General features: G+C 65.7%; 21 protein-coding genes. 12 read left to right on the forward strand and 9 right to left on the reverse strand.

Annotated features, from left to right (window positions below; translation table 11 throughout):
• The first annotated feature begins 40 nt into the window (after nucleotides 1-40).
• Nucleotides 41-652 (forward strand): glycerol-3-phosphate 1-O-acyltransferase PlsY, encoded by a 612-nt coding sequence (gene plsY, locus ACE3RX_RS17865; protein ID WP_374486323.1) that lies wholly within the window; start codon nucleotides 41-43, stop codon nucleotides 650-652.
• 12 nt (nucleotides 653-664) lie between these two features.
• Here the strand turns inward: plsY and tsaD are convergent, their stop codons facing one another.
• Entirely contained in the window at nucleotides 665-1,699 is a 1,035-nt protein-coding gene (gene tsaD / locus ACE3RX_RS17870; protein WP_374486324.1) for a tRNA (adenosine(37)-N6)-threonylcarbamoyltransferase complex transferase subunit TsaD, read from the reverse strand.
• A 131-nt stretch (nucleotides 1,700-1,830) separates the two neighbouring features.
• On the opposite strand from tsaD, the gene rpsU reads away from it, so the two are divergent.
• The 5 genes from rpsU (at nucleotide 1,831) to ACE3RX_RS17895 (ending at nucleotide 7,454) form a co-directional block, all read left to right on the forward strand.
• Nucleotides 1,831-2,043 (forward strand): 30S ribosomal protein S21, encoded by a 213-nt coding sequence (gene rpsU, locus ACE3RX_RS17875; RefSeq protein ID WP_079432811.1) that lies wholly within the window; start codon nucleotides 1,831-1,833, stop codon nucleotides 2,041-2,043.
• A 138-nt stretch (nucleotides 2,044-2,181) separates the two neighbouring features.
• Nucleotides 2,182-2,628, forward strand: a complete 447-nt coding sequence (locus tag ACE3RX_RS17880) for a GatB/YqeY domain-containing protein (RefSeq protein ID WP_374486325.1) — start codon at nucleotides 2,182-2,184, stop codon at nucleotides 2,626-2,628.
• A 40-nt stretch (nucleotides 2,629-2,668) separates the two neighbouring features.
• Nucleotides 2,669-4,537, forward strand: a complete 1,869-nt coding sequence (dnaG, locus tag ACE3RX_RS17885; protein WP_374486326.1) for a DNA primase — start codon at nucleotides 2,669-2,671, stop codon at nucleotides 4,535-4,537.
• 60 nt (nucleotides 4,538-4,597) lie between these two features.
• Entirely contained in the window at nucleotides 4,598-6,559 is a 1,962-nt protein-coding gene (rpoD, locus tag ACE3RX_RS17890; RefSeq protein WP_374486327.1) for an RNA polymerase sigma factor RpoD, read from the forward strand.
• A 550-nt stretch (nucleotides 6,560-7,109) separates the two neighbouring features.
• The gene (locus ACE3RX_RS17895; protein WP_374486328.1) at nucleotides 7,110-7,454 is read left to right on the forward strand and encodes a diacylglycerol kinase; all 345 of its coding nucleotides are present in this window, start codon (nucleotides 7,110-7,112) and stop codon (nucleotides 7,452-7,454) included.
• Nucleotides 7,455-7,473: 19 nt separating this feature from the next.
• Here ACE3RX_RS17895 and ACE3RX_RS17900 read toward each other — a convergent pair whose 3' ends face one another.
• From ACE3RX_RS17900 to ACE3RX_RS17935, 8 genes are all read right to left on the reverse strand, one after another.
• Nucleotides 7,474-7,845, reverse strand: coding sequence for a group III truncated hemoglobin (locus ACE3RX_RS17900; protein WP_374486329.1), 372 nt, complete (start codon nucleotides 7,843-7,845; stop codon nucleotides 7,474-7,476).
• A gap of 22 nt (nucleotides 7,846-7,867) precedes the next feature.
• Nucleotides 7,868-8,371 carry a thiol peroxidase gene (gene tpx, locus ACE3RX_RS17905; protein ID WP_374486330.1) on the reverse strand — a complete coding sequence of 168 codons (504 nt, stop codon included), beginning with the start codon at nucleotides 8,369-8,371 and terminating at the stop codon, nucleotides 7,868-7,870.
• Nucleotides 8,372-8,501: 130 nt separating this feature from the next.
• Nucleotides 8,502-9,986 (reverse strand): hypothetical protein, encoded by a 1,485-nt coding sequence (locus tag ACE3RX_RS17910; protein WP_374486331.1) that lies wholly within the window; start codon nucleotides 9,984-9,986, stop codon nucleotides 8,502-8,504.
• A gap of 13 nt (nucleotides 9,987-9,999) precedes the next feature.
• Entirely contained in the window at nucleotides 10,000-11,514 is a 1,515-nt protein-coding gene (locus ACE3RX_RS17915; protein ID WP_374486332.1) for a cytochrome c, read from the reverse strand.
• 17 nt (nucleotides 11,515-11,531) lie between these two features.
• The gene (locus ACE3RX_RS17920) at nucleotides 11,532-13,604 is read right to left on the reverse strand and encodes a hypothetical protein (RefSeq protein ID WP_374486333.1); all 2,073 of its coding nucleotides are present in this window, start codon (nucleotides 13,602-13,604) and stop codon (nucleotides 11,532-11,534) included.
• A 24-nt stretch (nucleotides 13,605-13,628) separates the two neighbouring features.
• Nucleotides 13,629-14,507: a hypothetical protein gene (locus ACE3RX_RS17925; protein WP_374486334.1), complete on the reverse strand. Its 879-nt coding sequence runs from the start codon at nucleotides 14,505-14,507 to the stop codon at nucleotides 13,629-13,631.
• A 13-nt stretch (nucleotides 14,508-14,520) separates the two neighbouring features.
• Entirely contained in the window at nucleotides 14,521-17,145 is a 2,625-nt protein-coding gene (locus tag ACE3RX_RS17930; protein WP_374486335.1) for a cytochrome c, read from the reverse strand.
• Nucleotides 17,146-17,309: 164 nt separating this feature from the next.
• A complete protein-coding gene (locus ACE3RX_RS17935; protein WP_374486336.1) occupies nucleotides 17,310-18,236 on the reverse strand; it encodes a LysR family transcriptional regulator in 927 nt (308 codons plus the stop codon).
• 108 nt (nucleotides 18,237-18,344) lie between these two features.
• On the opposite strand from ACE3RX_RS17935, the gene ACE3RX_RS17940 reads away from it, so the two are divergent.
• The 6 genes from ACE3RX_RS17940 (at nucleotide 18,345) to ACE3RX_RS17965 (ending at nucleotide 23,243) form a co-directional block, all read left to right on the forward strand.
• Nucleotides 18,345-19,226 carry an SDR family oxidoreductase gene (locus ACE3RX_RS17940; protein WP_374486337.1) on the forward strand — a complete coding sequence of 294 codons (882 nt, stop codon included), beginning with the start codon at nucleotides 18,345-18,347 and terminating at the stop codon, nucleotides 19,224-19,226.
• Complete coding sequence (locus ACE3RX_RS17945) at nucleotides 19,223-20,044, forward strand: class III extradiol ring-cleavage dioxygenase (protein ID WP_374486338.1); 822 nt, start codon at nucleotides 19,223-19,225, stop codon at nucleotides 20,042-20,044. The genes ACE3RX_RS17940 and ACE3RX_RS17945 overlap by 4 nt, the downstream gene beginning before the upstream one ends.
• Entirely contained in the window at nucleotides 20,041-20,580 is a 540-nt protein-coding gene (locus tag ACE3RX_RS17950) for a cytochrome b (protein WP_374486339.1), read from the forward strand. The genes ACE3RX_RS17945 and ACE3RX_RS17950 overlap by 4 nt, the downstream gene beginning before the upstream one ends.
• A gap of 31 nt (nucleotides 20,581-20,611) precedes the next feature.
• Nucleotides 20,612-21,187, forward strand: a complete 576-nt coding sequence (locus ACE3RX_RS17955; RefSeq protein ID WP_374486340.1) for a YceI family protein — start codon at nucleotides 20,612-20,614, stop codon at nucleotides 21,185-21,187.
• A 38-nt stretch (nucleotides 21,188-21,225) separates the two neighbouring features.
• Nucleotides 21,226-21,792 carry a YceI family protein gene (locus tag ACE3RX_RS17960; protein WP_374486341.1) on the forward strand — a complete coding sequence of 189 codons (567 nt, stop codon included), beginning with the start codon at nucleotides 21,226-21,228 and terminating at the stop codon, nucleotides 21,790-21,792.
• Between the two features lie 332 nt (nucleotides 21,793-22,124).
• A complete protein-coding gene (locus ACE3RX_RS17965) occupies nucleotides 22,125-23,243 on the forward strand; it encodes an acyltransferase family protein (protein ID WP_374486342.1) in 1,119 nt (372 codons plus the stop codon).
• Nucleotides 23,244-23,311 lie beyond the last annotated feature (68 nt).

The following is a 23,311-nucleotide window of genomic DNA, read 5'->3' on the forward strand; positions in this document are numbered from 1 at the left end:
AGCTAGAATGGCGCCAACCTTAGTCAGCGCCTGAAATCACATGCAACTCGCGCTTCTGCTCATCGCCGCCTATCTTCTCGGCTCCGTCCCCTTTGCCGTCGTCGTGTCCCGCCTTTTCGGAATGGCCGACCCACGCACTTACGGCTCCGGCAATCCCGGCGCAACCAATGTCCTGCGCAGCGGCAACAAACTTGCCGCTGCCCTGACACTGCTCGGCGACGCCTTCAAGGGCTGGCTGGCCGTTTCACTGGCGACCGCCCTCGCCGGCACCTGGGGGCTGGGTACGACGGCGATCGCCGCAGCCGGCCTGGCTGCCTTCCTCGGTCACGTCTTCCCGATCTTCCTCGGCTTCAAGGGTGGCAAAGGTGTCGCCACCGCCGCCGGCGTCCTCCTCGGCGCGAGCGGCTGGCTGGGGCTCGCGACTACCGGCGTATGGCTGCTCGTCGCCTTCACCTTCCGCTACTCATCCCTGGCTGCCCTCAGTGCCGCACTGGCCGCACCGCTGCTGAGCATCCTGCTGGACCTCGGCGACACCTGGGCCATCGCCATCGGCGGCATGTCTGCCCTGCTGATCTGGCGCCACAAGGACAATATCAAGCGCCTGCTTGCAGGCCAGGAAGGGCGCATCGGCAGCAAGAAGAAGTCGGCCTGAGGCCACGACGGCTCAAGCAGCGACCGGCGGCACGATTTCCTGCAGGCTCCAGCGGGGCCTGACCGCAAAACGGCCGCTCCCGTCGCCCCCCTGCTCGCCAGCGGCAAAACGCAAGGCACCGGCAAACGCGATCATTGCCCCGTTGTCGGTGCACAGCTCAAACTCTGGGTAATACACGCACGCCTTGCGCTTGGCTGCCGCAGCATCCAGCTGGGCCCGCAAGACTTGGTTGGCGCCAACCCCACCAGCCACCACCAACTGCTTCAAACCCGTGTGGCGCAAGGCGGCCATCGACTTTGCAACGAGGACATCCACCGCCGCGGCCTGGAACTCGGCGGCCAGGTCAGCCTTGTCCTCTTCGCGGAAATCCTGGGCTGTCGCTGCCGTCAGCACCGCCGTCTTCAACCCGCTGAAGCTGAAATCGAAATCCTTGCTGTGCAGCATCGGGCGCGGCAGTTTGAAACGACCGGGCGTCCCCTGCAAGGCGAGCTTCGCGAGCGCCGGCCCGCCGGGATAGCCCAAGCCAATGAGCTTGGCCGTCTTGTCGAAAGCCTCGCCGGCCGCATCATCAACGGTCTCACCAAGCAATACGTAATCGCCGACGCCGGCCACCCGCATCAGCTGGGTATGCCCACCGGAAACCAACAGCGCAACGAATGGGAAGGTCGGAGGATTAGCTGACAGCAGCGGCGACAGCAAATGCCCTTCCAGGTGATGCACCGGCAGCACCGGCACCTCCAACGCAACACCGAGGGCTTCGGCCACACTCGCACCAACCAGCAGCGCCCCGGCCAGCCCCGGCCCCGCCGTATAGGCGATCGCATCGAGATCACCGAGCGTCAGCCCTGCGGCCTCCAGGGTCTCCCGCAACAGCAGCGGCAGGCGCCGGATATGGTCACGGGAGGCCAGTTCCGGCACCACGCCGCCGTAAGCCGCATGGAGATCGATTTGGGAGTGCAGGCGATGAGCCAGCAGCACGCCCTTGGCGGTGTCGTAGATCGCGACGCCGGTCTCGTCACAGGAAGATTCGATACCCAGAACAAGCATTGCGAGACCCGCAGAAAAACCCGGATTTTAACCCGTGGCGCACAACAAAGCGAAAAGTGGACTTGGTAGACCCTGACGACTTGGTTATACTCTTATTCTTTCCGTCCAAAGAATTTTCAAGGAAGCACGCAATGCCGGGTATCCGCGTCAAAGAAAACGAGCCGTTTGAAGTTGCCATCCGCCGCTTCAAGCGCACCATCGAAAAAGTGGGCCTGCTGCCCGAACTCCGCTCCCGCGAGTTCTACGAGAAGCCGACCGCCGAGCGCAAGCGCAAGCTGGCTGCTGCGGTCAAGCGCCATCACAAGCGCCTCCGCAGCCAGACCCTGCCCCCGAAGATGTACTAAGCAACACCCGCGAGTACACGCTTCCCGATCGCCACGCGATACGCGCTTCTGCGCGAGCGCGTGGCGTTTGTGCTTTTCCGTTACGCCGAACATTCACGGCGCGACCGGCCTCCGGGCCGTCTCCAGCAAGGAACCCCCATGTCTCTCAAGGTCCGCATCAGCGACGACATGAAGGCCGCCATGCGCGCGAAGGAAACCGCCCGCCTGTCCGCCCTTCGCCTACTTCTAGCCGCCATCAAGCAAAAGGAAGTGGATGAGCGCATCGAGCTGGACGACGCTGCGGTGATTGCCGTCGTGGACAAGATGCTCAAGCAGCGCCGTGACTCCGTGGCCCAGTACGAGGGCGCCCAGCGCTTCGATCTGGCCAGCGCAGAGCGCTTCGAGATCGAGGTGCTGACCGCCTACAAGCCTGCCGGCATGAGCACCGAACAGATCGTCGCGATCATCGACGAGGCGGTCGCAAGCACCGGCGCCAGCAGCCCGGCCGACATGGGCAAGCTGATGGCAGTCCTCAAGCCGCAACTGGCCGGCAAGGCCGACATGGCCGAGGTCTCCAAACTGGTGAAATCCCGCCTCGGCAACTAGGATTCATGGGGACGGCGCCCCTGCGCGCCAGCCCTAGATCATGATTCCGCAATCCTTCATCCAGGATCTTCTCGCCCGCGTCGATATCGTCGAGGTCATCGAACGCTACCTGCCGCTCAAAAAGGGAGGCGCGAACTACTTCGCCTGCTGCCCTTTCCACGGCGAGAAGTCGGCATCGTTCTCCGTCAGCCCGACCAAGCAGTTCTACCACTGCTTTGGCTGCGGCGTGCATGGCAGCGCGATCAGCTTCCTGATGGAATACAGCGGCCTCGGCTTCGTCGATGCCGTGAAGGAGCTCGCCTCGGGCGTGGGCATGGAAGTCCCGCAGGACGACTTCACGCCCAAGCATGACCGCAGCCGCGAGCAATCCCTCACCGAGCAGATGGCCCAGGCCGCCCGCTTCTACAAGGAACAGCTCAAGCGCAGCCCGATCGCCATCGACTACCTGAAGGGCCGCGGCCTGACCGGCGAGATCGCCGCCCGCTACGGCCTCGGCTACGCCCCAGAAGGATGGCAATCCCTGCAGGCAGCGTTTGCGGACTACAGCGCCGCCAGCCTGCTTGAATGCGGCCTGGTCCTCGAAAACGAACAAGGCCGGCGCTACGACCGCTTCCGCGATCGCATCATCTTCCCGATCCAGGATCAACGCGGCAACGTGATCGGCTTCGGCGGACGCGTCCTCGGCAAGGGCGAACCCAAGTACCTCAACTCGCCGGAAACCCCGATCTTCGAAAAGGGACGCGAGCTCTACGGCCTCGTTCAGGCTCGACAAAGCATCCGCGAACAGGGGGCCGTACTGGTCGTCGAGGGCTACATGGACGTGGTCGGGCTAGCCCAATTCGGCGTCGCCAACGCGGTGGCCACCCTTGGCACAGCCGCCACGCCGCACCACATCCAGAAGCTGCTGCGCCTCACCGACCGGGTCGTGTTCTGCTTCGACGGCGACGCCGCCGGCCGTCGCGCCGCCGGGCGGGCTCTCGAAGTCAGCCTGGAACACCTGGCCGACAACAAGACCATCAACTTCCTATTCCTCCCCGAGGAGCACGATCCGGACAGCTTCGTACGCGCCGAAGGTCCAGACGCCTTCCGCACCGCGATGAACGGCGCCCTGCCGCTGGCCGAGTTCCTCCTCGCCGAACTCCGGAAGGACATCGACCTGTCCACCGCCGAAGGCTGCGCCAAGCTGGTTCATGAGGCCAAGCCGCTGGTTACCCGCATCGGCGCCCCGCTGCTGCGCCTGCAAGTCATCAAGATGCTTGCCGAAGCAGCCGGCTTTACCCAGTCGGAAGTCGAGCAGGCCTTCGGCATCAAGGCCGCCGCAGCGCCCCGCCAGTTCGACGACAAGCCACCCTTCGAGCGCGGCTTCCGCGGCAAAGGGCGCTCCGGCGACGACTGGAACGGCGAGCGCAGCTTCCGGAGCGGACGCCGCAACGGCTCCGGCTTTCCGCGCCTGGCACCGCGCCAGTCGCCCCAAAGCCCGGTCGAAGCCCTGCTCAAGATCGTCGTTCAGCACCCGCTGTGGGCCGCCCGCCTGCCCATCGACCTGCTGCCCGACGATACGCCCGAAGGCCGCGCCCTGATCGCCATCACCGATGCAATGAGCGTCGGTGACCTGCCGACCCACGGCATCGGCGCGCTGCTCGAACATTACCGTGACACCCCGCATGCGGAATTGCTGGCCAAGATCGCCGGCCAGTTGGCTGATACGTCCTTCGACGACACGACGATTGAACCCTTGTTCAACGACACGATCCAGAAGCTTGAAGCCGACGCCGTCAGCCACCAGATTGAATCATTGACCGCCCGCGACCGGGAAAGCGGCCTCAATCCAGCCGAAAGAAGACAACTCGCAGAGTTACTACTGCACAAACAGAAACTCCGTGTACGCACAAAAGTATCGGATTCGTAATATAATTTTCGGTTTCGCGAAATTCGCCGCGAGCCAATCGACGACACATCGAGGACAGCCATGACCACGGAAAAGCCCAAACAACCGCGCAAAGCACCAGCCAAGCCGCGAGCCGCAAAGGTCAAGGACAAACTCGCCCCGATGATCGCCGAGGCCCCCTCGGCGGAAGAGGCCGAGGTTCGCCGCACCCGGCTGAAGAGCCTGATCGCCCTCGGCAAGGAACGGGGCTACCTGACCTACGCCGAGATCAACGACCACCTGCCCGACGATCTGGTGGACGCGGAGCAGATCGAATCGATCATCACCACCTTCAACGACATGGGCATCCAGGTCTTCGACGTGGCTCCTGCCGCCGAAGACCTCCTGATGTCCGAAGTCGCCCCGACCGTGGTGGACGACGAGCAGGCCGAAGCCGAAGCCGAGCAGACCCTGTCCGCCGTCGATTCCGAATTCGGCCGCACGACCGATCCTGTCCGCATGTACATGCGTGAAATGGGTACCGTCGAACTCCTCACCCGCGAAGGCGAAATCGAGATCGCCAAGCGTATCGAGGAAGGCCTGAAGCACATGATCCAGGCGATTTCCGCCTGTCCGACGACGATCGCCGACATCCTTGAAGCCGCCGACAAGATCTCCAAGGACGAGATGCGCATCGACGAGTTGATCGATGGCCTGATTGACCCCAACGCGGTCGAAGAGATCGAGGAACTCGCCGACAGCGAAGATCTGGACGACGTGGACGACGCCGAGGAAGAGGAAGACGAGGAAGACGGCGGCGGCGGTGGCGCCCAGTCGGCCTCCCTCATCAAGCTGAAAGCCGAGGCGCTGGAGCGCTTCGCGACCCTGCGCGACCTCTACGAGAAGATGTCCGCCACCCTGCAGAAGAAGGGTTTCCAGGACAAGGTTTACCTCAAGTACCAGGAACAGGTCTCCTCGGAGCTGATGAACATCCGCTTCACCGCCCGCACCACCGAAAGGCTTTGCGATGCGGTGCGCCACATGGTGGACCAGGCCCGCGCCCACGAACGCAAGATCCTGCACCTCTGCGTCGACAAGGCCGGCATGCCGCGCCCCCACTTCATCAAGAGCTTCCCGGGCAACGAGACCGATCTCGACTGGCTGAAGAAGGAAATCGCCAGCGGCCCCAAGAACGCACCGGTGCTGATGCGCATGCAGCCCGCCGTGCTCGAAGAGCAGCAGAAGCTGATCGACCTGGAAGCACGCATCGGCATTCCGCTGAAGGAACTCAAGGACATCAACAAGCAGATGTCCACCGGTGAAGCCAAGGCCCGTCGCGCCAAGCGCGAGATGACCGAGGCCAACCTGCGTCTGGTGATCTCGATCGCGAAGAAGTACACCAACCGCGGCCTGCAGTTCCTCGACCTGATCCAGGAAGGCAACATCGGCCTGATGAAGGCCGTGGACAAGTTCGAATACCGTCGCGGCTACAAGTTCTCGACCTACGCCACCTGGTGGATCCGTCAGGCCATCACCCGCTCGATCGCCGACCAGGCCCGCACCATCCGCATCCCGGTGCACATGATCGAGACGATCAACAAGATGAACCGGATCTCCCGCCAGATCCTGCAGGAGACCGGCAACGAGCCCGATCCTCAGACCCTGGCCGAGAAGATGGAAATGCCCGAGGAGAAGATCCGCAAGATCCTCAAGATCTCTAAGGAACCCATTTCCATGGAGACCCCGATCGGCGACGACGACGACTCCCATCTGGGCGACTTCATCGAGGACAACGCAACCCTGGCGCCGTCGGAAGCAGCCCTGTACTCCAGCCTGCGCGACGCCACCAAGGAAGTGCTGGACTCCCTCACCCCGAGGGAAGCCAAGGTGCTACGCATGCGTTTCGGTATCGAGATGAACACGGACCACACGCTGGAAGAAGTCGGTAAGCAGTTCGATGTCACCCGCGAGCGCATCCGCCAGATCGAAGCCAAGGCCCTGCGCAAGCTGCGTCACCCGAGCCGCTCCGAGCGCCTGCGCAGCTTCCTCGACAACGAGGCGTAATACGGCAGTACCCCGTCGTCCGGTCGGCCCGCCGACGCCGGACGACGGGTAGCAGCCTCGCCTCACCAGGGCACAGCTGCTAGAATCGCGGTTTCGGGCCTGTAGCTCAGTCGGTTAGAGCAGAGGACTCATCAATGGTGACTTTCGCCGGAAACGGCGATTGAAAAATCGGGTGAATTCAGGGAACCCTGCCCGCATGAAAATGCGAATGGCAACCCTGAGCCAAGCCGGAACTACAGTTCCGGAAGGTGCAGAGACTAGCGGAGGGATCGAGTTCCCTTAATGACCGCCACGAGCGCCCGACGCCTGAACACGTCAATGCAGCAATCGACGTGAAGGCGATGAGATAGTCCAGCGCACGCAAGACGCCCTGCCCCACGGCAGGCGCATCGGCGACGAAAGTCGCAGTGTGACGAATCCTTTGGTCCAGGGTTCGAGCCCCTGCGGGCCCACCAGATCAAGCCCCAGCCGTTCGCGGCTGGGGCTTTTTCATGGCCTCGGCATCACGGCATGGGTGCGTCTTTTGTATGTCCGGCGTACATTCCCGGCAATGAAAGGACAAACTCTCTTCCGCCGCTTCGGCTACGCCTTCAACGGCATCATCACGGCCTTCCGCCGGGAACGCAGCATGCGTGTGCATGGCATCGCTACGCTCGGCGTCTTCGCCTTCCTCGCGGCCACCGGTGCGCCGCTGCTGTGGTGGGTGCTGGTCACCCTCGCGGTGGGACTGGTTCTGGTTGCGGAAATGGCCAATACGGCCATCGAAACCCTCGCCGACCTGCTCCATCCGGGGCAGCACCCGGAGATCGGTATTGCCAAGGACGTCGCCGCCGGCGCTGTGCTGATCGCTACCTTGGTTGCGATCGTCGTCGGCCTTGCCTACCTGCTGCGCTGAGGCGCCCGGCTCAGGCGCCTCAATCGGTCAGCGTAAACATTCCGGCCTTGAAGCTGGCGGCCATCATGTCGGCTTTCTCGATGGCAGTCTGCGCAGCAGCCGCCGGCAAGAACTCCACCGCCGCCTCACGGAACAGCGCCAGCCATCGGTCGAAGTGCTCGGCCTTGACCGGCAGGCGCACATGCACCGGGTAGGGCGAGCCGCCATAACGGTCCGTGCCCAGCAGCACGCGGGACCAGAACGCGCGAATCACCAGGTGGTGGTGATCCCAGTCGTCCACCTCGGCAGCGAAGACGGGGCCGAGCAGCGCATCAGCTCGCGCCCGGGCATAGAAGCCGTGCACCAGCGCGGTGATGTGTTCCTCGGTCAGTTGAGCGTCGGTCCCCGTCATCGTTCCCTCTTCCTTCTGTCTATCAGCCCAGCGCAGCCAGTGCAGCGTCGTAGTTGGGCTCGTTCTTGATTTCCGGCACCAGCTCGCTGTGCAGGACCTTGTCGTTCTCGTCGAGAACCACCACCGCGCGGGCGGTCAGGCCAGCCAGCGGGCCGGCAGCCAGGGCCACGCCGTAGTTTTTGATGAACTCGCTGCCACGCAGGGTGGACAGGGTCACCACGTTCTCCAGGCCTTCGGCGCCGCAGAAGCGGGACTGGGCAAACGGCAGGTCGGCGGAAATGCACAGCACGACCGTGTTGGGCAGCGTGCTGGCGGACTGGTTGAACTTGCGCACGGAGGTGGCGCAGGTCGGCGTGTCGATGCTCGGGAAAATGTTCAGCACCTTGCGCTTGCCGGCGAAGCTGGCGAGCGGGGTATCGGCCAGGTCCTTGGCGACGAGGCTAAAGGCCGGTGCGGTCTGGCCCTTCTGCGGCAGATCGCCTTCAACAGGAACGGGGTTTCCGCCGAGGGTAACGGTAGAAGACATGGAGGCACTCCTGGGGTAGTGAGATGAATTGATGTTGTTGTGATCGGCCCGCTAGCGCTCATGCAGCCACCGGGCCGCGCCATCTTAGGCGCTGGCGGACTTTCCTGCCAGTACCCGCAGTCAGTAATGATCACAGGGTCTTCAGGTACTCCAGCAGCGCCTCCTTGTCGCCCGCTGACAGGCTGCTGCCGAACTCGTGGCCCTGGTTGCCACCGCCTTTCGCGGCAGTGTCGAAATGCGTGCCGACGCGCCGGGCCTCGTCCCCGTCAGTGATGAAGCCAACCCGCTGCGGGTCATACACGTCGTAGCCGCTCCAGAAGATCTTCGGCCGGGCCGCTGCCGGCTCCAGCAGATCCCGCAAGGTCGGCACGGAGCCGTTGTGCAGATAGGGGGCCCGCAGCCAGATGCCGTCCAGGAAGGGGATCTTGTAGCCGTTGAGATCCTCTTCCACCAGCCCCTTGCGCGGTATGCCCATCGCGGTGACGACCTGGTTGGCCTTGATCGCTGCGCCCTTGTTCCAGGTATCCAGGCGGGCCCGGTCGGTGCCCACCTCATCGAGCGGAATGCGCGTGCCGGTACGCTCACTGGCATGGCAGCGGGCGCACTGGGCGTCGAACACCGCCTTGCCAGCGGCCGCCCGCCCGGCATCGACCGGAAACGGATAGACCGGCGGCGGCAGGCTGGACAGATAGTCCTGCAACCACTGCACCTGCTTGAGGAAATCCGCCTTGTCGGCCGGCGGCGCGCCCAGCACACCGAGGGCCGAATCGATGATCACCGAGCGCACGTCGTGGCTGTCACCCGCGTAGTTGGGCAGCTGGCCACGCTCGGCGTGGTACTTGGCCAGGTTCCAGATCGCCGGGATGTCGCCGGGGCCGAAGGTGTCATCCATCGGCGCGCGGATCATGAAGTACTTGGTGAGGTTCATACTGTCGTCGCGCCCGCGCCCCCACTCGGGAAAGTCCGTGCGGTAGATCCACGCGAACTGCGCCTCCCGCTCCAGCAGGCGCTTCTTGGTGATCGGGATGATCAGGAAGCGGTACAGCAGCTTGTCGATCAGATCCAGCTTGGTGACCCGGTTGATCTCCGCCATCAGGATGTCCGGCTCGAAGCGCGGATCGGCGGCGCAGTCGATCAACAGGCGGAAGAAGTTCTCGATGTTGAGGGTATGCCCCGGCCCGCCGACGACGAACACCGGGTTGGAGTCCGCGCTCTTCCTGTAGCTGGTGGTGTGGCAGGCGGCGCAGTTGTTGGCGACCCGCGGAAAGCCGATGGTCTTCTTGGTGAAGCCGGCCGGCAGCTCCTGGCCCTGCTCCCAGGACACGCCGAGGGCCGCGTACCCCCCCGGCACGGTCTGCCCGTCCTGGCGGAACTTCTCGGGGAAGACCCGCGGCAGCACGTAGAAGATCCAGTACGGAATCCCCGCATCGTGCTCGGCGCCGATGGAGCCGTACTTGAAGCGCATCTCCGGCGACTCGAAGACCCAGGCCGGCGGTGGCTCCTCACGGAAGCCCCGGTCCCAGGCGACGTAGGCGCCGGCAACGATCAGCAGCAGCAACACGGTCAAACCTGCGCGCAGCCAGGCGCGGCGGGTTTCACGACGGTCGGCAAGCATGGCAGGCTCCCGTTCAGAAGGTTTTGAGGAATTCCACCAGCGCGGCCTTGTCGGCCTCCGGCAACTCGGTGCCGTAGGCCCGCCCCTCGTGGCCGCCATTGCCGTTGCCAGGCTGTCTGGTGTCATAGCGGAAGAACTTGCGGCCATCCATTTCCGGCTGGTCGGACACGAAACCGACCTTCAGCGGATCGAACACGTCGTTGCCCCGGTAGAACACCGCCGGCCGCCGGGAAGCCGGCTGCAGCAGGTCGAACAGGCTCGGCACCGAGCCGTTGTGCAGGTAGGGCGCGCGCAGCCAGATGCCATCCAGCGGCATGTTGGCGTAGCCGTAGGTCTTGTGGAAGGTGGTGAAGCGCCACGGGTAGCCGGCGTAGAGCGTCGCCTGGTTGACCGCCAGCGTGTAGGTGTAGGAATCCAGCCGCCGCCGGTCGGTGCCAATCTGTGCGATGGGCGTCACCTGCCCCACCCGTTCGCCGCTGAAATCCCGCCCCGTCGCGCCGTGACAGCTCGCACAGTATTCCTTGTAGATCGGCGCACCACGGGCTGCCAGGGCTTGATCGATGGGAAACAGCTTGCCGAAGGCCGGCGGCTCGGCACCGAGGATCCAGTCCTCCACCCGCTTGATGCGCGGCAGGTCGATGGTCGGCGGCGTGGTACCGGTGCCGAAGGCGGCGCTCTTGTTGCGCTCCGTCATATCGGTGTTGTTGCCGTCCCAGTGCAGCTCCATCATTCGCGGCTCGCGGCGCGGACGCTGCAGCCAGATCGACGGAAAGTCCGCCGGCGCATCGAACTCCTTCGGGTCGAGCAGGTGCATCGGGAAGTTGAAGATCACCTTGGCCGAGTTGAAGGTATCCACCCGCCCTGGCCCCCACGGCTGCTGCTGGAACACCCATTCGAAGCGCCCCTTCAGCGCCAGCACCCGGTCACGCATGATGGCGATGGCCACCGGATAGACCACTTCCCGATCGAGCAGGTCGAGCCCGGCGCCGAGGCGCTGGATCTCGGGAACCAGATACTCCGTGGAGAACTTCGGGTCCGCCGCACACTTGAAGAAGAAGGTCTCGAAGGCCTGCATGTCGAACAGCGCCGCCGGCATGCCCACCACAAGCTGGGCTGGCGCATCCGGCGCCTTGCGCACGGTGCTGGTGTGGCACACCGCGCAATTCACGAAGACCCGGTCAATGCCCTGGTAGCGCCGCTTCGACGTGCCCACCGGCAGATCGCGGGGGCGCCCATCCCGCCCCTTCTCGTAGATCATGCCGAGGGATTCATAGCCTTTGCCCGGCAGGTACTGCCCGCACACCTGGGGCAACGCGCGCCAGATCCAATAGGGGAAGCCCATCTCGTGCTCGCCGCCGGTGGAGCCGTACTTGAAGTGCTCGACCGGATCGGCGTAATCCACAGGCGAGTCGACGCTGAAGCGGCCGAGCAGCCACAGGCCCACTGTTGCCGGCAGCAGCACGGTCAGGGTGAACAGGATCATGAAGCGCTGCCGCCAACGGCTGGCGGGTGCGGCTGGGCTCGTCATCTTCTTCTCCTCGTCGTCTATCGCACCTCGGCCACCGGCGCCAGGCAGGGGCGCAGCGCTTCGTAGCCCCCCGCCAACAGGCTATCCACGTCCGGTTCCTGCCCGGATTCGCTACGCAACTGGGTCGCTACCACCGCCTCCAGTGCGGCCCGGTCGCTACTCTTGGCCCACGCCACCGGATCGCTGTGGAAGGCCGGCAACATGCTCGCCGGCGGCATTGGTGTTTTACCCCGCTCGGACGGCGCGCGGCGCGCCATCGCCAGGCGCACGTAGATCCGCGGCGCACACTGGCGGATGCGGGCCTCCAGCTGGGCCGCCGGCCCCTGCAGGAAATTCGGCGGAAATGACTCCGCGCTCAGATGGCACGCGGCGCACCAGGCGTAGAAACCGGCCAGGTCCGGACGCACCGGCCCGCCCAGCGCCGCCCCCGGCGGACTGGCCGGGCGTTCCAGGCGCGGCACGGCCGGCACCGGCAGCCGGGCCGCCGCGACGGGTTCCCCCAGTTGCGCGAGCACTGCGCGGATCAAGCCACGGCCGGCAATCGCCGGCGCATCCAGCAGGCTTTGCCCCTGTGCGCTTGCAGCGATCCCCAACAAGGCCGCCTCGGCCACCTCTCCATCGGGACGCAGGCGCAGCCGCAAGGGGCCCGCGCCATCGCGCAGGCCACGCACGTCCACCGCCTCGAGCACGTTTCCACCGGCCACGCGAACACCCTGCGCCCCCCGCAAGGGGAAGCCCGGCAGCGGCGGTTCGCCAGCCAGACTGAGGCGTTCGACGCGGCCCGCTTGCCGGTCGAATCGCAAAGAAGCGCCGCCCTCACCCTTGCAGTCAGCCACGTATCCACCGGGCGCGGCTGTACAAGTCAGCGTCACTTCCCGCCGTGGCAGACGCGCGGCCCGCCTTGCCAGTGCGGCCTGCAGCCGCGGCCAATCGCCGTCCTCGACGAACTCCGCCACGCCCGCCACCGCGTCGGCGACGGCCTCCGGCGCGTCGCCCCGCCACCAGGCCTCCGCCGACCTCGGCAGCAGCGGCTCGAAGCGCGCCGGCACATGGGAGAAGGCGACGCGTGCCGACGGCGACGCCGGCCAGTCGGCGGCACCTTGCAAGGGGTTGCGATTTGGCAGGTCCGAACGTCCAAGGGCCAGCCCCGCCCGCCAGCGGCGTGCCGCCGTAGCCCTCAGCGGGCGACCGACTGTGTCCTCGAAAGCAGCATCCGGCACCGCCATTCGCCCGTCCGCCAGACGCAGGCGCAACGCCGCCGCGAAAAGTCCTGCCCGGCAACGCCGTCCCGCTTCGCCATCGCCGCAGCCTTCGCGCCACAGGCGCTGGGCCAGCGCGAAACGGTTGGCCCGCCGCACCGCGTTGTCGATGGCATAGGGCACGTCCACCCCCCGCTCCGGCGGAATGCCGTAGAAGGTGCGCCCGCTTGCCGTCAACAGCGCAGCGATTGCCGGGTTCGCATTGGTCTCGTCCCACAGCGCGCGGGAGAAGATCGGCGCGCCGTTCTGGTGGCAGGCGAAGCAGATATTGCGGTTGGCGTAGAAGACCTGCGCCCGCACGCCGGTGCGATAGTCCTTGACGAGCTGGAACTCGAAACGTCCGGCCGCCTCGTTGTAGCTAATCACCTCCAGCACCGCCGACTTCTCCTGGTAGCCGATGTAGAGACGGTCCTTCAGCAGGAAGGGCGAGCCTGCGGCGGGCGGAGAATCCACGCCGACGACCACCCGCGGATAGTCGAAGTAATCGGGCGCCGCGGCGGTGCGCTGCAATGAGCGCCCGAGCGGGATGAGCACGCGCTTTACCGGCGGCAGCGCGCTGGCCGGGTCCCGTGCCAGTTCGCGGTCGATACGCGCCAGCAGTTTTTCAAAGGGGAAAGGCAGCTCGTGCGCCCCACCCTCCCCCGCGAACAAGCGGTCGAACAGGGACTGGCCGAGCAGCGGCAGATGCGCACCGGGTTCGGCCGGATTCACGACCCAGACCGCCGCCCCGCCAGTCTGCGGAACATCAGGCGGCCCCGCTGCAACCATGTTTAGCGTAGCAGCAAGCAGCAAGCCGACCAGGCGGGCACAGCTGCGCACGGGGCTGTTCATCGCGGCGCTCCACGTCGCCGCCCCTCAGCGCCCCGCCGACGCGAGGACCTTGCGCTGCTGGGTGCCCGGCCAGCAATCCTCCTGCACCGCGCCGGTCTTGACGAAGGCTTCCCGCCCCTTGTCGTCCATATCCTTGTTGTAGAGCGTGAAGTTGAGGGCAAAGCCCTTGTCCAGGTAGGCGCGGCCCAGGTAGAAGCCCGGCCGGATCATGCGGATCTCGTCGCGCACCCGCAGCCCTCGGCGACCGGCGAGGAAGTCCGGGTTTTCCTGGTAGCCGGGGATCTCGTCAGTGAAAAAGTAATCGATGATGATCGACTCCCGCCGCGCGTCCAGCAGGCTCTGCCCACAGTACAACTTGGCGGGGAACAGCAGCCAGGTCTGCTTGCCATTGAAGTCCATCTTCTTCGGCTCGCCCTGCACCAAGCCGATTTTCTTCAGCACGGCCAGATCCTCAATGCGATTGCGCAGCACGCGCTCCTGGCGGTAGAAAACCTTGCCGCGCCACAGGGCCTCGCCGACGTCCTCCAGCACCAGCCCCTTCAGGTTGAGCGCGGTGCCGGCAAAACCACCGACGATCTCCGACAGGCGGAACTTCCCGCTGCTACCCTTGGGCAACAGGATGCGGCCGTCAAAGGCGCCGTCGGGAATCGGCCCGGCGGTCAGGCGGGCGTAGATCTGGTCGAGCTGTTCCTGGTCGAGCGTGGCCAGATAGTCCGGCGTGACCTTGGCGATCTCCGCGGTGGGGATCGGATAGTGGTAATCCACCTGGGCCATGTCCAGCTTGGAGGAATAGCTCTTGTCGTAAGGTGCGAAGGGTATGTTCGGCGCCTCCGCCTTTTGGCCGCAGGCACTCAGCCCCAACGCGGCGGCGATGGACAGGGCGACGGCAGAAGCGGTTTTCATGGCGTCACTCCTCTCACAGGGTGGCCAGGAAGGCGGTGATGGCCTTCTTGTCCGCCTCGCTCAGATCCTCTCCGAAGCGATGGCCCTCGTTTTCGACGAGCTGGTCGCAGCTCACGTAGTTGGCGGCGAGGAAGTCCCGCTTCTCGCGCAGGATCTCCACGAAGCGTGCCGGGTTCTTCAACACGTCGTCGGCGATCGCCTGCAGGGTCGGGACCAGGTCCTTCTTGCCGGCCGCCTCCAGCCTGGCCGGATCGCGCTTGGCGAGGAAGAGGTCACCAATCAGCTGCTTGTGCATCAGGCCGTTGAGGAAGCCGGCGCTCGCCCCCATCGGAATGCGCGCCTGGCCAAAGCCGCCCAGCGGCTTTTCGGTCTTGCCCTCCAGCGGGCGGATACCCACATCGACGATCAGATCGGCGTTGGTCAGCGTCACCTTGCGGCCCCGCTCCTTCGGGTGCAGCAGCTCGAACATGGAGCGCTTGTATAGATCGAAGCGTCCTTCCACGCTGGGGTCGTAGCGCACGCAGGCGGGCTGCGCGGCCAGCAGCTTGTTGTCGGGCCCGGCGTAGCGGGCTCGGTGAAAATCGTTGTCCTTGTTGGCCGGGTTGCCACACACCTCGGGCCCGATGGCGTTGTTGTGCATGAACGGGGCGGTAGCCCATACATTCACCAGCGAGATGTTGCGCATGTAGCCACGCCCGCCGTTCTTCAGGTCTTCCCGCTCAGGCAGGTCGGCCACCGAAGGCCGGGCGCGCAGGGTTTCCGATGCGTACTCCTGGTAGAGATGACCGGCCATGTGGTTGGAATGCAGCGCGCGGCACGGGAAGGTGCCAACCTCGGTTACTGGCGTGGCCTGGTCGTTGCCGAGGAAATCGGCGCGCACCTTGCGCGGATGGGCGTCATTGGTGGCCGCGAAATCCCGGTTCTTGAACAGCCCGCCGTCCGCCTCGGGAATGCTGGAATGGCAGCGCGCACAGTTCTCGGCAAACACTGTCTGGCCACGGGCCACGGCGCCCTTGCCGAACTCTTTCTCCAGGTCGGCGGTCAGGTCGGCGCGGGTGTACGTGGCGCCTGGGCTCTTCAGCTTGCGGGCGTTCGCACGGGCGGCAAAGAGATCCCTCTCGTCCGACTCAGCCGACGTGAAGAAGTCCAGCACGTTCTGCAGGCGGTCCTCCACCGCCCGGAAGTTCGGACAATCGCGCCGGCACTGGCCAATGTTGAAGGGCGTCTGGCCAAAGCCGCGCTGCTCGGGGTCCACCTGGCGCATGTCGCTGAAGTGATTGACCCAGCACTGCTCCGAGCAGGAGCCGATATTGAAGTACACCCGCTGGATCGCCTCCAGCGCACCGATGGAGTCTTCCCCGCCTTTCAGGATGTGATGCACGCCGGGCAGCACGACCTTCTGGCCGTCCAGATGCACGATGGTCGTATCGTCCTTGCGGGTCGAGAACTGCCAGCATTTGCCCTGCCGGCCGGGTTCGCACCAGCACTTGGATTCGTCCTTCTCCACACCACAGTCGGCCACCTTGCGCCACTTGGTGATGGACTCGCCCTTGAACACCGGGCGCTGGGCCACGTTGATCAGCGCGTTGATGGTGCCGGGGTTGTTCACCTGGTCGTGGGAGATCGCCGAGGTGTCCGTCACCCCCGGTCGGGCGTGGGCGAACATCTGGTATTCGAGGGCCGACTTGGGCATGCCGGAGCCGAGCAGTTCGGACATGCGGGTGTATTGGTTGCCGATCAGACCTTTGATGTTCTCCCACTTGGGATGAGCCGGATCGGCCGGCGGATTGAGGGGATCGAAGGCGATATGGCAGGAGCCGCAGGAGGTACCGATCAGGAAAGGCGGTTCGACGGACGCATCGGCCAGCTTGCTGACCCGGCTGTCGGACTCGATGCCGGTGGTCGCATCCATCTTGCGGTCGAAGCCGGCCCAGCTACCGACTCCGCCGTTGAGGGCCTTCCACTTGGCGGCGTCGAAGCGCGGGTTGGGAAACTTGCGGATGCCCAGCGCGCCGGTCGAGGTGCCGAACTTGAGATCGCAGGCGCTGTGGCGCTGGTCGAGCTTGCCCCCCTGGGTGTGCGGGTCGTCAGGGTCTAGTGCGGCGTCCTTCAGGCCGCAGGCCGGGTCTACGTAGCCCGCCTTGCCGACGTACTTGAGCAATACGTCGTCACCTGGGCACCAGTCGAAGCCGTAGGTCTCCTCCAGCGACTTGGCCGGACAGGTGGCATCACCGGGCTTGCAGCAGGCCGGGTCGTTGATGATGCCCCAGGCCCAGAAGCGGTCGTCACGCTGGTCGGAGCGCAGCACCCGGAACCAGTCCACCAGCACGCCGATGCGCTGCTGGAAGGTGTAGGTGTGGAAACGGTCGTTGCCGGCAGTAGCCTTGAACCAGATCAGGCGGCCGACGCACTCGGACTCGTTGAGGCCCTCACGGGCGCAGGACTCCCGGTACGGCGCATCCTGGTCCACGCTGGCCGCCTCGGGCTGCGGCGCGACCGCGGCGGCAGCCTGCGCTGGAGCGGGGTTGTCCGCATGGGCTTGCTGCCAGCCGGTCTCGAGCGCCGGCAGGCGAACGATAAGGTAAGAACCGAAAACCGCCGCGACGACCGCCAACGCGGCCACATATGAGCGCTTCATGGATGCGTCTCCTTCGGGGAAGGGAGCGAGTCCGGCGCCCATCTGGCTTGCCGCCCTGATGGTCCGATGCCACAGGGCTTTAGGGTGACGTCTCTCTGTCGGGGCCGGTCATGATGGTGTTATAGCAGAGTTCCCCGGAGCGGCAATCGACGCGCGCTTGACGCTCACGGCAGGCTCTGGTCCCAGTACGGCACCGGCCCGATGCGCTCGGCGAGGTAGTCGGCCAGGGCACGCACGCGGCTCGGCACGTAGCGATTGCTGGGGAAGACCGCATAAATGCCCAGTTCCGGCCCCGGAAAATCCGACAGGATGCGCGTCAGCAATCCCGCCTGGATCGCCGGCGCGGCGATGAAGCTCGGCTGGCGGCAGATACCCAGGCCACGCTGGGCCATGTCAACCAGCGCATCGCCGCTGTTAGCCTGCAGGCGGCAACGCACCGGCACCCAGATCAACGCCTCGTCCACCAGATAAGGCCAGCTGACCTTGGCCGTGCCGGTGTAACCGAGGCACTGATGGGCCAGCAGATCGTCCGGCTTCTGCGGGCAGCCGTGCCGCTCCAGGTAGGCCGGCGAGGCCAGCGTGACCATCCGCGCCACCGACAAACGCCGCGCCACCTGGGTCGGGTCGAGCTGGGTGGTGATACGGATGGCCAAGTCGAGACCGCTCTCGATGAGGTTCACCTGACGGTCGTCGAAGTCCATGTCCAAGCTGACTTCCGGATACGTGGTCGCAAAATCGGCGACCAGCGGCACCAGGTGACGCACGCCGAAGCTCATCGGCACGCCGAAGCTCATCGGCACGCTGATGCGGATCGGCCCGCGCGGGCGGCGGTCGCCACCGGCCAGATCGCTCTCGGCGACGCCGACCAAGTCAAGGATCTCGCGGCTGCGTTCCAGGTAGGCCAGCCCCGCCGACGTGAGCTTGAGGCTGCGCGTGCTGCGGGCAATCAGCTTGACGCCCAGATGGGCCTCCAGCGCCGCAATCTGGCGGGTCACCGCCGAACGAGCCAGCCCCAGGTGATCGGCGGCAGCGGTAAAACTGCCGGCCTCGGCCACGCGGACGAACACCTCCATCGCATGCAGACGATCCATTGTTTCAAATCAGGCAACAAACATTTCCCCATTAAAGGCTATTTCCGTTCCAATCGGAAGCATAAAGTTCGCTCCACACAAACCAATACCCAACAAGAGAGAACTGCCGTGATCCTCGTCAGCGGCGCCAATGGTCGACTCGGCCGGCGCATCGTCCAGCACCTCATCGCCCGCTCTCCGGCCCCGGTGGCCGGCCGGCTGGCAGTGAGCGTCCGCGAGCCCGCCCGGGCCGCCGACCTGGCGAGCCGCGGCGTGGAGGTCCGCCACGGGGATTTCGAGCTGCCGGCCACGCTCGCCAGCGCCTTCACTGGCGTCGAGCGACTGATCCTGACCTCCACCGATGGCCCGCGGGCACAGCACATCGCACGCCACCGCCAGGCCATCGCCGCGGCCCGTGGAGCCGGCGTGCAGCACGTCTTCTACGTCAGCCTGCTGGACGTAGCCGCCGATTCGCCGGCCGAATACGCCGCAGTACACCGGGAGGCCGAAAGCGCACTGGCCGACAGTGGCCTCGCCCACACGGTACTGCGCAACACCCTGTACGCCGACGACCTGCCCCAACTGGCCGGGCCGGCACTGAACGACGGCATCCTGGCCCTGCCGGCCGGCGAAGGCGCTGTCAGCCTGGTCTCCCGCGACGAGCTGGCCCAGGCGATGGCCGCCGCCGCCCTTGCCCCGCGTCTGGAAAAGCACGTGTATGAACTCACCGGCCAGGTCGCCAGCGGCTTCGCAACGATCGCCGACAAGATCGCCCGGGTCAGCGGCCAAGCGCTGCGTTACTCGGCAATCAGCGAAGTCAAATACGTGGCGGCCCAGCAACAGGCCGGCCTGCCAGCGTGGCAGGCCAACGCCTTGGGCAGCCTGTTCCGCGCTGTCGCAGAAGGGCGCTTTGCGCGCACCAGCAACGATTTCGCGGCCTTGGTCGGCCACCCGCCCAAGTCCCTCGACTGCATGATCCACGAATACTTCACCCCGAGGAGCACCTCATGACCGCCCGCCAACCCGTCCTCTTCGTGTCCCACGGCGCGCCCGACGTGCTGCTCAACCCGGGTGCCACGGTCCACCTGTGGGAACGCCTCGGCGCCGACCTGCCGCGCCCCCGCGCCGTGCTGGTGATCTCCGCCCACTGGGCGGCCCGCCAGCCCACCGTCAGCACGGCCGCGACGCCGGAGACCATCCACGACTTCGGCGGTTTTCCGCCGGCCCTGTACGCGATGGAATACCCGGCCCCTGGCGCGCCGGACGTGGCCGCGCGGGTCCGCGAACTCCTCGCCGGCACCGGCCTGCCGATCGACGAAGTGCCCGACCGCGGCCTCGACCACGGTGCCTGGATCCCGCTGAAGGCGATGTACCCGCAGGCCGACATCCCGGTCGTCCAACTGGCGCTGCAACCCTACGCCGGCACCGACTGGCATCGCCGCCTCGGCGTCGCACTGCGCCCGCTGCGCGACGAAGGGGTGCTGATCCTCGCCTCCGGCGCGGTGACCCACAACTTCGGCTGGCTCACCTGGGGTACCAACAGCGCCGTCGTGCCGCAGGCCCAGGCCTTTGCCGACTGGCTCGGCGATGCCCTGTCCCGCGACGACCGCCCGGCCCTGCTGGACTACCGCCGCATCGCCCCCCACGGCGCCGGCGCCCATCCCAGCGAGGAGCACCTGCTGCCGCTGTTCGTCGCCCTCGGCGCCGCCGAAAAGGACGAAATCCCCCTGCGCCTGGAACCGGAATACACCTACGGCGGTCTGGCGATGGACGCTTACCTGTGGCAAACAGGCAGTGCGTCCCCTTTCCGCACGGAGCAACAACAATGAACCAACCTACCGCACGCTATACCGGCCCCGCCATCGCGGCCCACTGGCTGATCGCCATCCTGATCCTGGCGGCCTTCCCGCTGGGCCTCTACATGCACGGCCTGCCGCTGTCGCCGAACAAGCTCAAGCTGTACTCCTATCACAAGTGGATCGGCATGACGGTGCTGCTGCTGTTCGTGCCGCGCATCCTGTGGCGCCTCACCCATCGCCCGCCGGCACCGCTGCCGATGCCGGCCTGGCAGCACAAGATCGCCGAGGGCACCCATCACCTGCTGTACCTGCTGATGTTCCTGGTGCCGCTGTCCGGCTGGCTGATGAGTTCGGCCAAGGGCTTCCAGGTGGTGTATTTCGGCGTGCTGCCGATCCCCGACCTGATCGGCAAGGACAAGGAGCTGGGCGAACTGCTCGAGGAGATGCACGAAGTCCTGAGCTGGTCGCTGATGACCCTGGTCGGCCTGCATCTGGCCGGCGCCCTCAAGCACCACATCATCGACAAGGACAGCACCCTGCGCCGCATGCTGCCCTTCGGCAAGTAAGCCGCCCCATACAACTATCAGGAGAGCCCCCATGAAGATTCGTCACATCGCCCTGCCCGCCGCCGCCCTGCTGCTGGCCGGCGCCGCCCACGCCGTGGAGTTCAAGCAAGTGGACGCCGCCAAAAGCAGCCTCGCCTTCAGCTCAAAGCAGATGGGCGTGCCGGTGCCCGGCAGCTTCAAGAGGTTCAACGCGCAGCTGGCCTTCGACCCGGCCAAACCGACCGCCGCCAGCACCGTGCTTGAGATCGACCTGGCCAGCATCGACGCCGGCTCCAAGGACGCCAACGACGAAGTGGTCGGCAAGCAGTGGTTCAACGTGAAGGCCTTCCCCACCGCCAAATTCGTCTCCACCGGCGTCAAGGCCCTCGGCGGCAACCGCTTCGAGGCCGTCGGCAAGATGACCATCAAGGGCCAGACCCGCGACGTCACCGCCCCCTTCACCTTCAAGCAGGACGGCACCAACGGCGTCTTCGACGGCGGCTTCGTGCTCAAGCGCATGGACTTCAACATCGGCGAAGGTCCGTGGTCCGACGTCAGTGCCGTCGCCAACGAAATCGAAATCAAGTTCCACGTCGTGGCCGCCCCGGCAGCCGCGGCGAAGAAGTAAGCCCCAACCCCAAACCTCACACAAAACGGAGAATCAGCATGAAGAAACTCGCCACCCTGGCCATTGCCGCCGCCCTGTCGTCCGCCGCCTTTGCCGCGCCCGAGACCTACACCATCGAAGGCACCCACACCTACCCGCGCTTCGAGTACAGCCACTTCGGCTACTCCACCCAGCTGTCCCGCTTCGACAAGACCAGCGGCACCATCACCCTCGACCGCGCCACCAAGACCGGCTCCGTTGACGTGACCATCGACGCCACTTCGGTGGACTCCGGCTACCCGCTGTTCAACAGCCACCTGCAGGGCGAGGACTTCTTCGACACCGCCAAGTACCCGACCATCACCTACAAGTCCACCAAGGTGAACTTCGACGGTGACAAGCCGGCCACCATCGAAGGCAACCTGACCGTCAAGGGCATCACCAAGCCGGTGACCCTGACCGTCACCTCCTTCCACTGCATGGACCACCCGATGCTGAAGAAGCCGGCCTGTGGCGCCAACGCCACGGCGACCATCAAGCGTACCGAGTTCAACGCCGGCAAGTACGCCCCCTACGTCGGCGACGAGGTCAAGCTGACCATCGCCGTCGAGGCCTACAAGCCGTAAGGCCGCAGGGGCGCGCCCGCGCCTCCCGCTGGATCGATGGGCACATCTTTCGGGATGTGCCCATTTTGGGCGAATTTTGACCACACCCCAGCGTACGGTCCGTATAATTATGGCTTAGCGTTCAACACGCCGAGCAGCGTTGCCCCAAGGGCAACGACCTTCCGGATTGATCTGTTTCTGTCCCATCTTCGTCGAGCATCGGGCACTGGCTGCCACGATTGCGTCGGCCACCCTTTATTCCCGCAGATCCTGTCCGCCCGAGCAGGCCGCCGCGCCCGCCCGTGCCCGCATGTTGAGCATCGATTCCTGCCTTCCGGAGGACACGCGACCCCATGCGCAGTGAAGCTCTAAGAATGCCGGCGATAGATGCCCTCAAGGCCATCGCCTGTGTATCCATCGTGCTGCACCATCTGGCCTTTTACGGGCCGATGGCCGATGTGGCCAAACCCCTGTTGCCGACCCTGATCGAGGGACTGGACGTCTATGCCCGCATGGCGGTGCAGATCTTCCTCGTCGTCTCCGGTTTCCTGTTCGCCTCCAAGTTCGCTCCCGACGGGCTGCCGACGCCAATCGTGCCGCTGTACGCCCTGCTGCAACGCTACACCCGCCTGGTGGTGCCTTACTCCGCCGCGCTGCTGATCGCCATCGGCTGTTCGGCGCTGGCCGGCCTGGTGATGGACCATCACTCCATCTCGTCGGTCCCCGACCTGCCCCGCCTGCTGGCGCACGTGTTGCTGCTGCATGACCTGCTCGACCAGGAGGCTCTGTCGGCCGGCGTTTGGTACGTGGCCATCGACTTCCAGCTCTTTGCGCTGGCGATCCTGTTGCTGTGGCTGCCGAGCCGCCTCGGCGACCGTCACCCGGCCCTGCGCGCCGCCGCACCGCTGCTGATCACCGGCATGACCATCGCGTCCCTGTTCTACTTCAACCGGGATGCCTGGTGGGATGAAAGCGCGTTCTACTTCTTCGGCTCCTTCGGCTTGGGCATCATGGCCTGGTGGGCCTCCAGCCGGGAGCGTGCCGGCCGCTGGCTGGCCCTGCTGGCCCTGCTGGCCATCGCCGCACTGAGCGTGGACTTCCGCGGCCGCATCGCGCTTGCCGGCACCGTCGCGGTCTTCCTCGGCCTGGCGCGGTGGACCCACGTGCTGCACACCATGCCGCTGCCGGCCCCGCTGGCCCGCCTGAGCCGCATTTCCTACTCGGTGTTTCTGGTGCATTTCCCGCTGTGCCTGCTGGTCAATGCCGCCATCACCTATTTCTTCCCGACCAACCCGGTCATCAACGCGGCCGGCCTGCTCATCGCAGTGGCTGTCAGCATTGCAGGCGGGTCGGTGTTCTATCGCTGGGTCGAGAGCTACCCCTTCCCGACCCGCATGCGCCTGCTGTTCCCAGCCGGCGTCGTGGCCAGCGGCTGGCTGACCGCTCTGGCGGCCGCCAACCTGACGAACTGATCTTCGTCCGTTCCACACCTCGCCCGGCGGCGCGATCCGCTGCCGGGCCCTCCTCCCCGCCCCACACG

The organism is Zoogloea sp., from assembly GCF_041914405.1.
In the GTDB taxonomy this organism is placed as follows: domain Bacteria; phylum Pseudomonadota; class Gammaproteobacteria; order Burkholderiales; family Rhodocyclaceae; genus Zoogloea.

Coding starts and splice junctions, on each gene's coding strand:
- ACE3RX_RS17925 (WP_374486334.1), bottom strand. CDS start 14,507: ATGAAAACCGCTTCTGCCGTCGCCCTGTCCATCGCCGCCGCGTTGGGG.
- plsY (WP_374486323.1), top strand. CDS start 41: ATGCAACTCGCGCTTCTGCTCATCGCCGCCTATCTTCTCGGCTCCGTC.
- ACE3RX_RS17930 (WP_374486335.1), bottom strand. CDS start 17,145: ATGAAGCGCTCATATGTGGCCGCGTTGGCGGTCGTCGCGGCGGTTTTC.
- tpx (WP_374486330.1), bottom strand. CDS start 8,371: ATGTCTTCTACCGTTACCCTCGGCGGAAACCCCGTTCCTGTTGAAGGC.
- ACE3RX_RS17900 (WP_374486329.1), bottom strand. CDS start 7,845: ATGACGGGGACCGACGCTCAACTGACCGAGGAACACATCACCGCGCTG.
- ACE3RX_RS17880 (WP_374486325.1), top strand. CDS start 2,182: ATGTCTCTCAAGGTCCGCATCAGCGACGACATGAAGGCCGCCATGCGC.
- rpsU (WP_079432811.1), top strand. CDS start 1,831: ATGCCGGGTATCCGCGTCAAAGAAAACGAGCCGTTTGAAGTTGCCATC.
- tsaD (WP_374486324.1), bottom strand. CDS start 1,699: ATGCTTGTTCTGGGTATCGAATCTTCCTGTGACGAGACCGGCGTCGCG.
- ACE3RX_RS17955 (WP_374486340.1), top strand. CDS start 20,612: ATGAAGATTCGTCACATCGCCCTGCCCGCCGCCGCCCTGCTGCTGGCC.
- rpoD (WP_374486327.1), top strand. CDS start 4,598: ATGACCACGGAAAAGCCCAAACAACCGCGCAAAGCACCAGCCAAGCCG.
- ACE3RX_RS17945 (WP_374486338.1), top strand. CDS start 19,223: ATGACCGCCCGCCAACCCGTCCTCTTCGTGTCCCACGGCGCGCCCGAC.
- ACE3RX_RS17960 (WP_374486341.1), top strand. CDS start 21,226: ATGAAGAAACTCGCCACCCTGGCCATTGCCGCCGCCCTGTCGTCCGCC.
- ACE3RX_RS17910 (WP_374486331.1), bottom strand. CDS start 9,986: ATGCTTGCCGACCGTCGTGAAACCCGCCGCGCCTGGCTGCGCGCAGGT.
- ACE3RX_RS17920 (WP_374486333.1), bottom strand. CDS start 13,604: ATGAACAGCCCCGTGCGCAGCTGTGCCCGCCTGGTCGGCTTGCTGCTT.
- ACE3RX_RS17895 (WP_374486328.1), top strand. CDS start 7,110: ATGAAAGGACAAACTCTCTTCCGCCGCTTCGGCTACGCCTTCAACGGC.
- dnaG (WP_374486326.1), top strand. CDS start 2,669: ATGATTCCGCAATCCTTCATCCAGGATCTTCTCGCCCGCGTCGATATC.
- ACE3RX_RS17915 (WP_374486332.1), bottom strand. CDS start 11,514: ATGACGAGCCCAGCCGCACCCGCCAGCCGTTGGCGGCAGCGCTTCATG.
- ACE3RX_RS17965 (WP_374486342.1), top strand. CDS start 22,125: ATGCGCAGTGAAGCTCTAAGAATGCCGGCGATAGATGCCCTCAAGGCC.
- ACE3RX_RS17950 (WP_374486339.1), top strand. CDS start 20,041: ATGAACCAACCTACCGCACGCTATACCGGCCCCGCCATCGCGGCCCAC.
- ACE3RX_RS17935 (WP_374486336.1), bottom strand. CDS start 18,236: ATGGATCGTCTGCATGCGATGGAGGTGTTCGTCCGCGTGGCCGAGGCC.